11 protein-coding genes are annotated in these 14,576 nt (G+C 73.3%); 7 read left to right on the forward strand and 4 right to left on the reverse strand.

Going from position 1 to position 14,576, the window contains the following annotated elements:
- Window positions 1-92: 92 nt before the first annotated feature.
- Window positions 93-1,178: an aminoglycoside phosphotransferase family protein gene (locus POF43_RS23390; RefSeq protein ID WP_271325622.1), complete on the reverse strand. Its 1,086-nt coding sequence runs from the start codon at window positions 1,176-1,178 to the stop codon at window positions 93-95.
- A 221-nt stretch (window positions 1,179-1,399) separates the two neighbouring features.
- Here POF43_RS23390 and POF43_RS23395 point away from each other — a divergent pair, with 221 nt between their 5' ends.
- The 3 genes from POF43_RS23395 to POF43_RS34965 all read left to right on the forward strand — a co-directional run bounded on the left by POF43_RS23395 (window position 1,400) and on the right by POF43_RS34965 (window position 5,567).
- Complete coding sequence (locus POF43_RS23395) at window positions 1,400-1,636, forward strand: hypothetical protein (RefSeq protein WP_271318296.1); 237 nt, start codon at window positions 1,400-1,402, stop codon at window positions 1,634-1,636.
- A gap of 16 nt (window positions 1,637-1,652) precedes the next feature.
- Entirely contained in the window at window positions 1,653-2,162 is a 510-nt protein-coding gene (locus POF43_RS23400) for a hypothetical protein (protein ID WP_282704735.1), read from the forward strand.
- 966 nt (window positions 2,163-3,128) lie between these two features.
- Window positions 3,129-5,567 (forward strand): ATP-binding SpoIIE family protein phosphatase, encoded by a 2,439-nt coding sequence (locus POF43_RS34965; protein ID WP_271325551.1) that lies wholly within the window; start codon window positions 3,129-3,131, stop codon window positions 5,565-5,567.
- A 115-nt stretch (window positions 5,568-5,682) separates the two neighbouring features.
- Here POF43_RS34965 and POF43_RS23410 read toward each other — a convergent pair whose 3' ends face one another.
- On the reverse strand, window positions 5,683-6,942 hold the full coding sequence (locus POF43_RS23410; RefSeq protein ID WP_271323004.1) for an SLC13 family permease: 1,260 nt from the start codon (window positions 6,940-6,942) through the stop codon (window positions 5,683-5,685).
- Between the two features lie 416 nt (window positions 6,943-7,358).
- On the opposite strand from POF43_RS23410, the gene POF43_RS23415 reads away from it, so the two are divergent.
- The 3 genes from POF43_RS23415 (at window position 7,359) to POF43_RS23425 (ending at window position 11,541) form a co-directional block, all read left to right on the forward strand.
- Window positions 7,359-9,284 carry an N-acetylmuramoyl-L-alanine amidase gene (locus POF43_RS23415; RefSeq protein WP_271323002.1) on the forward strand — a complete coding sequence of 642 codons (1,926 nt, stop codon included), beginning with the start codon at window positions 7,359-7,361 and terminating at the stop codon, window positions 9,282-9,284.
- A gap of 182 nt (window positions 9,285-9,466) precedes the next feature.
- The gene (locus POF43_RS23420) at window positions 9,467-10,756 is read left to right on the forward strand and encodes a VWA domain-containing protein (protein ID WP_271314616.1); all 1,290 of its coding nucleotides are present in this window, start codon (window positions 9,467-9,469) and stop codon (window positions 10,754-10,756) included.
- 14 nt (window positions 10,757-10,770) lie between these two features.
- Entirely contained in the window at window positions 10,771-11,541 is a 771-nt protein-coding gene (locus tag POF43_RS23425) for a hypothetical protein (RefSeq protein ID WP_271323003.1), read from the forward strand.
- Window positions 11,542-11,851: 310 nt separating this feature from the next.
- Here the strand turns inward: POF43_RS23425 and POF43_RS23430 are convergent, their stop codons facing one another.
- Both POF43_RS23430 and POF43_RS23435 read right to left on the reverse strand, forming a co-directional pair.
- Window positions 11,852-13,003: a flotillin family protein gene (locus POF43_RS23430; protein ID WP_271323001.1), complete on the reverse strand. Its 1,152-nt coding sequence runs from the start codon at window positions 13,001-13,003 to the stop codon at window positions 11,852-11,854.
- Window positions 13,004-13,016: 13 nt separating this feature from the next.
- A complete protein-coding gene (locus POF43_RS23435) occupies window positions 13,017-13,268 on the reverse strand; it encodes an NfeD C-terminal domain-containing protein (RefSeq protein WP_271314614.1) in 252 nt (83 codons plus the stop codon).
- A 611-nt stretch (window positions 13,269-13,879) separates the two neighbouring features.
- On the opposite strand from POF43_RS23435, the gene POF43_RS23440 reads away from it, so the two are divergent.
- Window positions 13,880-14,566 carry a Crp/Fnr family transcriptional regulator gene (locus tag POF43_RS23440; protein ID WP_271323000.1) on the forward strand — a complete coding sequence of 229 codons (687 nt, stop codon included), beginning with the start codon at window positions 13,880-13,882 and terminating at the stop codon, window positions 14,564-14,566.
- Window positions 14,567-14,576 lie beyond the last annotated feature (10 nt).

A 14,576-nucleotide genomic window follows, 5' to 3' on the forward strand; every position in this document is an offset into this window, starting at 1 on the left:
GGCGGGTTGTGGGCGTTCGGCGGGGGGATGTGGCGGCGGGGGGGCGAGCGGCGGCCTCAGAGCCGGCGGCGCCTCAACGCCCGGCGACAGCCTCAACCCACGCGGCGCAAAACCGCCCCGCCGACGACGACCTGGTCCTCGGCCAGGTGGGTCGCGCCGGACTCGATGTCCCACAGGGCGTTCTGGAGGACCCGGCCCAGCGTCCAGCCGGCCGCCCGGCCGCGGTCCAGGGCGGCCACCTCCGTCATCAGGTCGTAACGCCGCAGTACCGCGTTCCGCGGCGCGCTGTCGGCGGCGATCGCCGGCCAGCGGTTGCGCAGCGCGGGGAACAGTTCGAAACCGGGGTCGCCGGCCAGCGGTTTGGGGTCGATGGCCAGCCAGTCGCCGCGGTCGGCGCCGGGGAGCGGGGCGAGCACGTTGGCGTAGTGCAGGTCCCAGTGCAGCAGCCGGTCGCCGGGTTCGGCGAGCAGCGGGCGGACCGCGCCGGCGCAGGCGTCGAGCAGCCGGGCCTCGGCCGGGTCGGCGAGCCGGGGCAGCGCGGCCGGCACCCGGCGCAGCAGGTCGGCGGCGAGGTCGGCCAGCCGGCGCAGACCTGGCGGCGCGGGCACCGCGGCGAGCCGGCCGAGCAGCGCGGCGAGCGCGGTGACGGCGGCGCGTTCGTCGGGTTCGGCGGCCAACGACCGTGCCGCGTCCAGCCGTTCGAGCAGCATCGAGCCCGAGGCCGGGTGGTGGTCGAGCAACCGGACCGCGCCGCGGCCGTGCCAGGCGCGCAGCGCGGCCGGTTCGCCGCCGGTCTCCTCGTCGACCGGCTGGAGCTTGAGGGCGGCGCGCGTGCCGTCGGCGCACCGGACCGGCAGTACGAGCGCGACGACCCCGTGCGCGGCCGGCCCGTCCCGCGTCAACCGCCAGCCGGCCATCCGCTCCCGGGCCAACGCGGGCAGCCCCGCGATCCAGACGGACCCGGCGGCCCCGAAGAAGTCCGTGTGGTTGGCGGCGAGTTCGGGCGGAACGTCGACGAGGGGCGCGGGACGGTCGGCGGGGGCGGCGGCTCCGTCAACCGCGCCTCCGTCAGCAGCAGCCGCACCGGACACCACGCCTCCCCCAACCACGCCTCCGTGCACCACGCCTCCGCCTGGCCCCGCGCCGTCGAACGCGCCGAGCGAGGAGGTGGGCTTCATGCGGTCAGGGTAGGCGCGGAAGCGGGCGGGGGCCGTGCGGTGAAGGGTCTTCACGGCCTCTCCCTGCCAAACGCACGTTTTCCGCCACGGTGGCCTGAAAGAGCGATGACACGGCAGGGCCGCTCTTCTACAGTGCGAGCCAAGGCGCACCGGTTCGGGCGGTGCCCGCGTTCATGTTCGGCCCGTGTCCACATTTTCACTGAACATGTGAGGGGAACGCGATGAAGCACTCCAAGGGCACCAAGGTCGCGGCGATAGCCGCCACCGTGCTCGCGGCCGGCCTGGTGGCCGCCGGTCCGGCCCAGGCGGCCGCTCCGGCCCACGCGGCCGGCGTACGCCCGGCCTGCGTCAGCTCCGAGGCGCTGCACGCCAGCATCCTGAAGGCGGCCGCGGCCGAGAGCCCCGACGCCGTCATCTCCACCCGCACCTCCGGCCTCGTCTCCAACGACCCGGTCTGACGGGAGCGTGAGCACCGTGGAGAACGCGGCAGACGTGGCTGAGCCGGCGAACGCCGAGGCGGAACCGGTCAGTTGGTGCCCGAGTGGGGCGATGGACCGGCCGGAGTCGCTCGTGCTGGGGGTGCGCTCGCAGGACGACGGCAGCGTGGCCTACCTGGACGAGCCGGTTCCGGCGTCCGAGGTGCTCGGCATGGTTCCGGAGGGCATAGAACCGCGGCGCATCCTGCGGTTCGCCTCGCACTGCGAGTCGTCCTGCGCGAACCGGGTGGGCACCGAGTGCGGTCTGATCAACCGGATCTCCGCCGTACCGGCCCCGCCGCACGCCGCCGCGGTCCCGCGGTGCCACCTGCGGCCCCGGTGCAAGTGGTGGCAGCAGACCGGCGTCGAAGCCTGCCACCGGTGCCCGGCGGTGTCCACCTTGATGCTGGCCGACGACCACCTGGGCAACCTGGTCGCCGACCCGGCCACCACTCAGGAACAGCTGGACTCGTGGATCGCCTCCGCGGAGCACACCGCGCAGGCCTGACGAGTCGACCGCAGCCGGCCACGCGGCCCGCCGTTACCCCTTCCGGGGGACGGCGGGCCTCGTGCGTTGCGACTGCCGTCGGGCCTCGGGCGTCTCGCCGCTCCGGCGGAGTTCCGGCACGTGGGCGCCCTGCCGCGTTGCGACTGCCGTCGGGCCTCGGGCGTCTCGCCGCTCCGGCGGAGTTCCGGCACGTGGGCGCCCTGCCGCGTTCCGGCTTTCGCCCTGCCGCGTTCCGCGCTTTCGCCTAGTCACGTTCGGGCCTTCACCCTGTCGCGTTCCGCGCCTCCGCCCCGCCGCGTTCCGCGCTTTCGCCCCGCCGCGTTCCGCGCTTTCGCCCCGCCGCGTTCCGCGCTTTCGCCCTGTCGCGTTCCGCGCTTCCGCGGCCCGCGCCCCGGCGTTCGCACCGTCGCGCTCCGCGCTTCCGCCCCGCCACGTTCCGGCCTTCGCCCCGGCCCGTTCCGGCCTTCGCCCCGCCGCGCTCCGACGGTTATTCCCGCGCTGCCCCGGCGATTTCCCGCGGCATTGCGCGCCCCGCCCCGCCGCGTTCCGCACCTCCACCCCGCCACGCGCCAGCGTTATCCCCCCGCGTTCCGCACCCCGGCCCTGCCACGCGCCAGCGTTATCTCTCCGCGCGCCCACCCCGTTCCCCCGCGCGGAGCGCCCCCGCGCGGGGGGACGGGACGGTGGGGGCGATCGGTCCGGTCTGCGGGATTTGTACCCCTTCAGGAGGGAACGATAGGAATGACGGCGGCATGACCGAAGGGGGCCGGGTACGGGGGACTGCCGGAGGTGAGGGGAACCCCGAGAGTGATGGAATCCGCGACGATGAATCCGAGTGACGCGACACCGCTTCCGCCGCCCGGCGACGGACCGCCGGACGGGGAGTCGTCGGGTACCCGTGCGGCCGTTGGCAGCTGGGCGGCCGGGCGGCTCGGTGACGCGCCCTGCGACGGCCACGCACCCTCGGTGACCGACCGCGACGGCGTACTGAGCGCCACGGCCGCCCGTGTCCTGTCCGACCTCGGCGCGTCCGCCGTCACCATCTACCTCTACGACGACCCCTCGCGGCAGCTCGTCGCGTCGGTGGCCGCCGTCACCCCGCTGGGCACCGGTTCGGTGGAACGCGTGCCGGTGGACGACTTCGCGTACGCCTCGGCGACCTCGTACCAGACCGGCGGCATCGTCACGGCGCACTCCGTGCAGGAGTTGGGCAACCACCCCGAGACGGCGGTGTTCGCGCCGTTCCCGTTCACCGTGACGTCCGTGCCGCTGGGGCCCCGGGAGCGGCCGCTCGGCACGATGTCCACGTACTGGCCGCAGATGTTCCGCAAGCTGACCGACGACGAGCGCGGCTACCTGCGGAAGGCCGCCGCGACCACCGGCCAGGAGCTGGAACGGCTGGCCTCGGTCGGCGTGTCGATGACACCGCCGGTCGTACCGCACGTCATCGCCTCCGACGCCGGCGAGGCGACCGGGCTGACCACCGGCCTCTCCGGCACCCGGCAGGGCGACCGCACGGCCCGCACCACGCCGCTCATCTACCACCTGCACAAACTGGCCAACGCGCTGATCGGCACGGTACGCACCGAGGACGCGGCCGACCTGGCGCTGGAACGCGTCATCGAGGGCTTCCACGCGCGGGCGATGGCCATCACGCTGACCGAGGGCGACCGGCTGCGGGTGATCGGCGCGCGGGGCTGTTCGCGCGCGTTCCTGCGCGAGCTGAACGGGCGTCCGCTCGGACAGCCGTCACTGGAGACCGACGCGGTCACCCAGATGCGGCAGATCGTGCAGCGGCCGGACCTCGACAAGGACGCCGATGACGGCGCTGACACCGACGACGCCGACGACACCGATGACGCCGATGCGGATGCTCGGGCCGATGCGGATGCGGATGCGGATGCCGCCGCTGCCGACGCTCGGGCCGACGGTGCCGACGCCGTCCGCCCCGCTGACGCCCTCCGATCCGCCGACGCCGTCCGGCCCGCCGACGCCCACGACGACGGGACCGGGAGCGCGTGCGTGTGGGCCGTGCTGCCGCTGCTGGCCGGCGGCCACGCCATCGGCAGCTGCTCGATCGGCTTCAGTCAGGAGCGGACCGGCGTCGTCAACGAACACTCCGTGCTGATCGCGCTGGCCACGCTGCTCGGCCAGACCTTCGAACGCACCCGGCTCTACGACTCCCGGCACAGCCTCGCCCAGAAGCTCCAGCAGGCGCTGCTGCCGCGCATGCTGCCCCAGATGGCCGGTGTGCTGACCACCACGCGGTACGTGCCGACCAGTGGCGGGATAGAGCTGGGCGGCGACTGGTACGACCTGATCAACCTGCCGGACGGCCGGATCGCCGCCGTCATCGGCGACGTGCAGGGCCACAACATCTCCGCCGCCGTCGTCATGGGCCAACTGCGCAGCGCCGTGCGGGCGTACGCGACCGAGGGCCACGACCCGGCGACCGTGGCCGGCCGCACCAACCGGCTGCTGGTCGAGCTGGACACCGACCGCTTCGCCACCTGCTGCCTGGTGTGGCTCGACCCGGACACCGGGATCGCCGAGATCGTCAGCGCCGGCCACCACCAGCCGCTGATCCGGTTCCCCGACGGCCGCTACCACCGCGACGGGCTGGAGGTGGGCATCCCGCTGGGCATCGAACCGGAGGCCGACTACCGCGCCACCCGGATACGGCTCGACCCCGGCACGCTGCTGACCCTCTACACCGACGGCCTGGTCGGCACCGACGGCCGCCCCGACGACGAGACGGTGCGCCTGGCGCTGGAGGACGCGCTGAGCGGCGCGGGCGGCGAACTGGAGACCATCGGCGACCGGATGATCAGCGGCATCTCCGAACGCCCGGCCCGCGCCGACGACTCCGCGCTGCTGCTGATGCGCTACGAGGGCGCCTCCGCGCAGGCCCAACTGCACGTCAGGCGGCTGTCGATCCACCGCCGCGACCTCCAAGGGGTGCGCCGCGCACGGCAGTTCCTGCGCGAATGGCTGCACAGCGTCGAGCTGACCGACCTGACGCAGGACGCCGAGCTGCTGGCGTCCGAGGTGGTGACCAACGCCCTCGTGCACGGCGACAGCGACGTCGACATCCACGTCCGCCGCTACCCCGAACGCGTCCGGATCGAGGTGCGCGACAGCGATCCGCACCTCGCCCTGCCGGCCGCCGCGCTCGCCGAGGACGAGGCCGAGGGCGGCCGCGGTCTGATCATCGTCTCCGCGATGGCCTCCGCCTGGGGCAACTCCCCCAGCGGGCGCGGCAAGACGGTCTGGTTCGAACTGCCGACCCCGGACGGCGACGAACCGCGAACGCCGCCCCCGGACGGCCGAACCCCCGACGGCCGCCCTCCGGAGGACCGCCCTCCGGAGGACCTCGTGGCGGACGGACGCCCGGTGGACGTGTGACGGTGCCCGCGCGGACGGCGGACGGGTCACCGTCCTCCGCACGCCCGGCGAAACCGTAACGGTGTCCGTGCCGGCCGCGATCAGCCCCCACCCGCCACGATTAACCCCACCGCGATCAGCCCCCGCCCGCCACCCGCAGGCCGCCCCACAGCGCGACGACGGCGAGCACCAGGGCCGGCGGCACGGTCAGCAGGCCCAGGACGGTGAACTCGCCGAGGTGCACCGGGTGGTCGTAGGAACGGGCGATCCGGCGCCACAGCAGAGTGGCGAGCGAGCCGGCGTACGTCAGGTTGGGGCCGACGTTGACGCCGATCAGCACCGCCAGGACCGCGCCGGCGCCGTGCGGGGCAGTCAGCGGCAGCAGCACCAGGACGGCGGGCAGGTTGTTGATCACGTTGGCCAGTACGGCGGCCAGCGCGGCGATCCCCAGCAGCGCGGGCAGCCCCGAACCGCCGGGCAGCACGTGACGCAGGCCGCCGGTGAGGCCGTTGTCGGTCACCGCCCGCACCACGACGCCCAGTCCGAGGACGAACGCCAGGAACGGCACCGCCGCCGACCGCACCAGCGCGACCGGTGTCGCGGTGCGCCGGAGCAGCGCCCGGACCGCCAGCACCAGCGCGCCGGCCGCCGCGGCCCACGCCGGGTTCACCCCGAACGCCGACGTCACCACGAACCCGGCCAGCGTGCACGCCACCGTGACCAGCGCGAACCGCGGCAGCCGCGGCGGCGGTCCGTCGTCCGGGGCGGTGGCGCCCGCCGCGAGGTCGGCGCGGAAGAAGCGGCGGAAGACCAGGTACTCCGCGCCGACCGCCACGACCCACGGCACGGCCATCAGCGCGGCGAACCGGGCGAACGTCAGGCCGCTGGCGGTGAAGGCGAGCAGGTTCGTCAGGTTGGACACCGGCAGCAGCAGCGACCCGGTGTTGGACAGGTGCACGCACGCGTAGACGTGCGGCCGGGACCGGGCGCCGAGCCGCGCGACGGTGGCGAACACCACGGGCGTCAGCAGCACCACCGTGGCGTCCAGGCTCAGCACCGCGGTGACCACCGACGCCAGCACGAAGACCGCCGCCAGCAGCCGCCCCGGCGAACCGTGCGCCGCCCGCGCGGTCCAGGCCCCGCAGGCGGTGAACAGCCCGTCGTCGTCGCACAGTTTCGCCAGCACCAGCACCGCGGCCAGGAACCCCACCACCGGTGCCAGCCGCGCCGTCTCGTCGACCGCGTCGGCCCACGGGATGGCCCCGACCGTGATCACCACGGCCGCGGCCGGCACCGCGACGACCGCCTCCGGCAACTCGCGCGGACGCAGCACGGCGCAGACCAGTACCGCCATCAGCAGCACCACGGAAACGGCCTCGGCCGCGGAGGTGTTCAGCACGATTCCCCTTCTGACGACCGGCTTCTTCCGGTTGCGGTTCCGGTCCCGGCGCCGGGTGCGGGGGCCGCGATCCGGTGCCGGCTCCGGACGCCGGCTTCGGACGCCGGCCGGGCTTCAGCGTCGACTATGCCGTCCGGGACGCTGATCGGGCGGTACCGGGCCGGCTGTCGGGCAGGTGAACGGTCGGCGTCACGGTGGCCGGCCCGGTGTTCCGGTGGGCGGTCCGCGTCGGCCGCCCGGCCTCCTCCGGGTGCGCCCGCCACCTCGGCGGCACCCCTCGGGACGTGCCCGGCGCCCGCCGGGTAATGCCTGCGAAGGACGCCGCCGGGGTGCAGGATGACTGACGTCGCCCAGCGGTGGCACCGGCATCCGCCCGTTTTCCGGGGCCCGGTGGCACCCGTCGAGGAGGAACCTTGCACAGACAGCCCTTGAGGAAACTGATGACGTCGGCGCTGGCCGCCGGCGCGCTCGCGGCGGGCTGCGTCGCACTGCTGCCGGCGACCGCCCAGGCCCGCGGGACCGCCGGCGCCGCGCAGGGCGCCGGGGGCGTGACGGCCGAACAGGCGGACTTCTCCGCCGCGTCGGCGCGGTACCACGTTCCGGTGCCGGTGCTGCTGGCGGTGGCGTACCAGGAGTCGCAGTGGGCCTCGCACACCGGCCAGTACAACACCAGCGGCGGCTTCGGCCCGATGGACCTCACCGACGTCACCGCGGCGATGGTCTCCGGCGGCGGCACCGGTGCGGCCGGCCGGGCCGCGCTCGGCACGTTCACCGCCGACCCGGCGCTGCACACGCTGACGGCGGCGGCGAAGCTGTCCGGCCTCCCGGCGGCCCGGCTGCGCGACGACACCGCGGGGAACATCCTCGGCGGCGCGGCACTGCTCGCGTCGTACGAGAAGGCGCTGACCGGCGGCACGTCGGCGGATCCGGCGGACTGGTACGGCGCGGTGGCCCGCTACAGCGGTTCCCCGGACCGCAAGGCCGCCGCGTCGTTCGCCGACGGCGTCTTCGCCCGCGTCCGGGACGGCGCCCGCCTGACGACGCCCGAGGGGCAGCGGGTGGCCCTGGCCGCCGACGGCTCGGTGCGCCCGGCGACCGGCCAGCTGGCCGCGCTGCGCCTGAAGGCCGACGACACGACGGCGGCCGAGTGCCCGGTGGACCTGGACTGCCAGTTCCTGCCGGCCGACCCGTCGAACTACCAGGCGGCGAACCGTCCCACCGACGGGATGAAGGTCCGCTACATCGTCATCCACGACACCGAGTCGTCGTACCAGAGCGCCATCGACTCCTTCCAGGCCCCGGGCAACGGGGACGCCGCCAACTACGTGATGCGCTCCTCGGACGGCGCCGTCACGCAGATGGTGCCGGACAAGGACGTCGCGTTCCAGGCGGGCAACTACTGGTTCAACATGCACTCGATCGGCATCGAGCACGAGGGCTTCGCCGCCCACGGCGCGACCTGGTACACCCGGACCCAGTACCAGAACACCGCCGACCTGGTGACGTACCTCGCCGCCCGGTACGGCATCCCGCTGGACCGGCAGCACATCATCGGGCACGACAACGTGCCCGGCCCTCTTGAGGGTTACGTGGCCGGTATGCACTGGGACCCGGGACCGTACTGGGACTGGTCGTCGTTCATGTCGCTGCTCGGCGCCCCGGTGGACGGCGGCCCGCACGGCGTCGGCGCGGTCGGCAGCGCGGTGACCATCACGCCGTCGTTCGCCGCCAACGAGCAGACGGTCGACGTGTGCCCGGCGGACGACCCGACCGGTGACACCACGACGTGCACCGACCAGACGCAGGCGTCGAACTTCCTGTACGTGCGCACCGCCGCGAGCGCGACCGCGCCGCTGGTCGCCGACCCGGCCCTGCACCCGGGCGCGTCGGCCGGCACCGACGACATCAGCGACTGGGGCGACACCGTCTCGCAGGGCCAGCAGTTCGTGGTCGCCGGCGTCAGCGGCGACTGGACGGCGATCTGGTACAGCGGCCAGAAGGTGTGGTTCTACAACCCGGGCGGGGTGAACACCACCCCGGCCTGCGGCGTGCGGATCGTCGGCGCGGCGGGCGGTGCCGCGGTCTCCGTCTACGGTGAGGGCTACCCGCAGCCGTCGGAGTACCCGGCGGGCCTGTCGCCGTCCACCGAGGACCCGCTGACCGCGTACTCGATCCCGGCCGGCCAGAGCTACGTCAGCACCGCCGCGCCGGTCAGCACGGACGACTTCTTCTCGTCCAGCGACACGCTGGTCACCGGTGCCGGTCAGCTCTACACCATCCAGTACGACCACCGCCTGGTGCTGGTCAACGCGTCCGACGTCAGCGTGCACACCCGGTAGGCCGCCCGACGGTCGGTCGCCGGACGGCAGGTTGCGGACGGTCGGCCGCCGGACATCAGGTTGTCGGACAGCAGGTCGCCGGACCCGTTGAAAAGGTGACTTCCGGTCAACTACCTGGCCGCGTCTCATCTTTGAGGCCGTCCGCTTTGGGCTTGACCGTGGAATTTCAATACGATCCGGCGATGATCATACGAAGGCGGCTGACGGCCTGGCTGGGCTGCGGTCTCCTCGCCTTTCTGGCGAGCGGACTGCTTCCCACCCAGGTCGCGTCGGCCGATGAACCACAGGCGACCCAAGGGTCCCCCAAGGTCGAGCTGGTACTCGACGTCAGCGGATCGATGAGCGCCCGGGACATCGACGGCCAGTCCCGGATGTCGGCCGCCAAGCAGGCGTTCGACGACGTACTGAACGCGGTACCGCCGGGTGTCGAACTCGGCATCCGCACCCTCGGCGCCAACTACCCGGGCAACAACCGGCAGGTGGGCTGCAAGGACACCGCGCAGCTCTACCCGGTCAGCGACCACCTGGACCGCACCGAGGCCGAGACCGCGGTGGCCACCCTCCAGCCGACCGGCTGGACCCCCATCGGCCCGGCGCTGGAGAAGGCCGCCGACGACCTCCAGGGCGGCGGCAACGGCAGCCGCCGGATCGTCCTCATCACCGACGGCGAGGACACCTGCCAGCCGCTCGACCCCTGCCAGGTCGCGCGGGACATCGCCGCCAAGGGCGTCGACACCACGATCGACACCCTCGGCCTCATCCCCGACGCCAGCACCCGCAGCCAGCTCAGCTGCATCGCCAACGCCACCGGCGGCACGTACACCACCGTGCAGCACCGGCAGGAACTCACCAGCCGCGTCAAGCAGTTGGTCAACCGCAGTACCACCCCGGCGGTCAACCCGGTCGGCACCCTCGGCACCGCCGACTGCACGACCGCGCCGCTGCTCAAGCCGGGCCTGTACACCGACCACGAGATGTTCTCCGAGAACCGCTGGTACAAGGTGGCCGTCGAACCCGGCCAGGAACTGCGGGCCTCGGTCAGCGTCTCCGACGACCGGACCGTCAACCAGGACTACGGCGTGCTGCTGCGCGCGGTGACCCAGTCCGGGCGGGAGATCGTCCGGGACCAGGAGGACGGCAGCGGGCGCACCGACGTCGTCTCGGCCGGTCTGCGGTACCCGAAGCCGAAGGCGGACAACGACTCCGACGACTCGCCCCCGCCGCCGGAGACGGTCTGCCTCCAGGTCGGCAACTCCTTCTCCGCGCCGGCGTCGGTCAAGACCACGCCCGGCCTGCCGGTCGAACTCTCCGTCGACCTGGTCAGCTCCCCGAAGGCGGCGTCGGACGTCGCGTTCTTCGGACTGGGCAGTGGCTGGTGGCTTTTGATGTTCCTGACTCTGACAGGATTCGTCGCCGGTACCTTGTGGGGCTGGCTCTCTCGCTGGCGCGTCGCAATCTGGAGAACCCATTGATACGTGGCACAACGATGTTCACCCGTGCTCTGCTCACCGGCGCCGTGCTCGCGGGGGTGGCCGGCCTGACCGCGGCCCCCGCGCTGGCCGACGACTCGGCCTCCCCCTCGCCGTCGCCGAGCGCCTCGGCGGCGCCCACCGAGGCGGGCACCAGCTTCCGCACCGCGGCGGTCTTCCAGCAGGGCCAGCAGGCCACGGCCGACGCCTCCACCGGTGACTACCTGTACTGGGCCTTCCCGGCCGACGCCGGCCAGAACGTCACCGTGCACGCCTCCGTCACCTTTCCGCAGGCCTACCAGCGGCACGGCACGTCCACCTGGCAGCTCGACGTCTACGACGGCCTGCGCCGCCGCCAGCCGTGCACCTACGGCACCAACACCCGCCCGGCCCCGGACGACACCCCGCAGATCCAGCTGACCTGCCGGCTGCGCACCGTCGAGGCGTACACCTCGGCGTGGTCCAACGACCCGCTGCGCGGCGCGTTCTACGTGCGGCTGACCGCGGTCGACGTTCCGTCGGGCGACCTGGGCCTGCCGGTGTCCACCTCGGTGACGGCCACCTCGGTCAAGGCCGGCGCCTCCGCCGCCGTCGACGGCTCGGTCACCCCGGTGGTCTCCCGCTACGGTCCGGACGTCTCGCCCACCGACGGCTGGGCCGGCACCTGGTGGTCCGCCCGCTGGCTGTGGACCGCGGCCGGCGGCGCCCTGGCCGCCCTCGCCGCGATCGGCGGCTACGCCCTCACCCGCGGCCACGGCCGCTTCCGCCGCGTCCCTCCGGGCGTCTGACGGACCCACGTCCCCCCGGGGACACGCGAAGGCGCCCGGCCGGGGTACGGCGGGGCGCCTTCGTCGCTCCGCGGGGTGAAACTCCATGCGGTGCGGTGCGGTGGTGCGCGGTGCGGTGCGGCACCGGGCGGTGAAGCTCCATGCGGCGCGGCGCGGCACCGGGCGGTGCGGCTCCGGGCGGTGCGGCACGGCACCGGGCGGTGCGGCTCCGGGCGGTGCGGTGAAGCTCCGCGCGGTGAAAGCGTGGCGCCCGGCGCGGCGCGGCACCGGGCGGCGCGGCTCCGCGCGCCCGACCGCCGTGCCGGTGACGCTACTTCACGTCGTAGCGCTCGACCTCGTTGCCGGTGCCGGCGGCACGCGGGGGCTGGGGCTGGGCGCCCTCGGCGTTGCCGAGGTTGCGGCGGACCGAGTCGAGGATGGTCAGGCCCTGGCCGACCAGGCCGGCCGCGATCTCGCCCAGGCCGTCGGCGCCGTTGAGGACGTTGACGTTGGCGCCGGCCAGGCCGCTCGCCGCCTCCTTGACGATCTGCGGCAGCTGCTCGATCAGCATCCGCTCCAGCGCGACGCGGTCGTGCGAGGCGGCCGCCTCCGCCTGGATCTTCATCCGGTTGGCCTCGGCCGTCGCCAGCACCCGGATGCGCTCCGCCTCCGCCTCGGCCGGCTTGACGACCTCGGCGACCAGCTGCTGCTGGCGCAACTCCGCCTGGCGCTGCGCCAGTTCGGTCTGCGCGGCGAGCACCTCCTGCTGGGCGTGGGCCTGCGCGAGCGGACCGGCCTGCGAGGCCTGCGCCTGCGCGCGGTCCACCTCGGCGTTGTACTGCGCCTGGACGACCTCGGTCTTGCGCTGGTACTCGGCCTGGTTCCGGGTGGCCTCCTGCTGGGCCTCCGCCGACTCCTGGTTGGCCTTCGCCCAGGCGATCTGCGCCTGCCGCTGGATCGCGGCCTTGTACGGCGCGGACATCGACTCGATGTAGCCGGTCTCGCCGTCGTCGATCGACTGGATCTGGAGCGAGTCGACGATCAGGCCGATCTTGGCCATCTCCGTCTTGGAGGTCTCCAGCACCTCGGTGGCCAGCTTCTGGCGTTCGGTGACGATCTCCTCGACCGTCATCGAGCCGATGATGGACCGCAGGTGACCGGCGAAGATCCGCCCGGTCAGCACCGCCATCTGGTCCTGGTCGGACAGGAACCGCTGCCCGGCGTTGACGATCGACTCGGTGTCGTTGCCGACCTTGAACGCGATCACCGCCCGCACGGTCAGCGCGATGCCCTGCTTGGTCACGCAGGTCTCCGCGACCTCCGCCTCGCACATCGACAGCGTCAGGAACCGGGTCTTGCGCAGCACCGGCAGCACGAACTTGCCGTGCCCGGTGACCACGCGGAACGGCGCACCGCCCTGTCCCCGTCGGCCACCCGAGATCAGCATCGCCTGATCGGGAGCCGGAACGCGGTAACCAAACATGCTCTTCTTCTCCTCAACCAGCGTCGCCGGCGTCGCCGGTCAACGCGTCCAACGGATCAGCCCACTCGATGACATCCACCTGCCGCACCCCGCGGGACTCGACCACCAAGACCTTCGTCCCGCGGACCAGCGGCTGCGCGGACCAGGCGAGGAACGTCTCCGTCCCGCCCCGCACCCGTACCAGGACCTCGCCCGGACCGGCGTCACCCCGGGTACCGATCTCCAGCACTCCACAGCATCCGACCACGGCTTCGTCCGGCGCCATCGAAGGCCGCCCCCTTTTTGTCTCGAACCCGCGGAGAAGATCCCCGTAGGCCCTGATCAACGACCATAACCCCGCCCCGCAGTCACGCCCATCCCTCTTCCGTCGCGGTTTACCGCCGATTCGGCAACAGAGGCAACGTCACCTCCCCGGAAACCGTCCGGCAATCCCGTTACGGACCTGTCAGCGCCACGGCGTACGCTGCACCCCGCGTCCACGTCTTTCACATCATGCACACCTATGTCATGGACAAGCGGCGCAGGACGAGCCCGCGCCGCCGCCCGCCACACCCTCCGCCGCATCGAGCCCGTCGGACGGCGCGTCCGGCGACCCGGACGAGGTCGACAACCTCGTCAACGACTTCGCCGACTACGTGGATGCTGGCGCTGGAGGTCTCCGGGACGGACACGCCCACGAGCGTCACCGCGGCCTTCACCCCGGCGGGTTCGCCGGCCGGTACGGCGGGCTCCGGCAGCCAGGCGCTCGCGCCGGACACGTCCGGGTGGGGCGAGAACTGCGTCCCACCGTCCCCCGCGTCACCGCCGGGAGGCGGTGGGCGTTTCCCCACAGCGAAGTGCACCGCGCTCCGGCCGCGGGAAATCTACGGTCGCCCTATGGACGACACCCTGGGCACCGCTGCCGCCGACACCGGCCACACCCTGCGACGCCTCATCGGCGAGGAGATCTGGGCCGCCCTGCTCGCCGACGCGGTCGTACGCCCGCACCGCCCCGGCGACATCCTGTTACGCCAAGGTGCGCCCGGCACACACGTGTTGGCCGTGCTGGAGGGCACCACGAAGGTCGTCCGGCTGGAGCGTGACGGAGAACTGAAGCTTCTGGCCTTCCGCGGCCCCGGTGAACTCCTCGGTGAAGTAGCCGTCCTGGACGAGGAGGTCCGGCTCGCCACGGTCGAAGCCCTGTCGCACTGCCGCGTCGCGGTGGTCAGCAAGGACCGCTTCATGGCGTTCACCGACCGCCACGACCTCTATCCCGTCCTGCTGCGGCACTCCCTCAACCGCTTCCGGGAGTCCGAACGCGCCCGTGTCGGCGGCGACCCGCTCGGGCGGCTCGCGGACACCCTGGCCCGCCTCGCCGTGTTCGCCGGCACCGGCCACTGTTCCGGGGACCGGATCGAACTGGCACTGAGCCGCAACGAACTCGCCCAGCACCTGGGCATCTCCCGCAACACGGTCAGCACGCTGCTCACCGTCCTCGGGCCGTACGGGGTGCGGGCCGGCCGGATGCGCATCGTCGTTGACGACCTGGCCACGCTGCGCCGGGTGGCGGGCGGAGCGTCGTAAGCCGGCGCCG

It is taken from the genome of Streptantibioticus silvisoli (assembly GCF_027947535.2).
Lineage (GTDB): Bacteria > Actinomycetota > Actinomycetes > Streptomycetales > Streptomycetaceae > Streptantibioticus_C > Streptantibioticus_C silvisoli.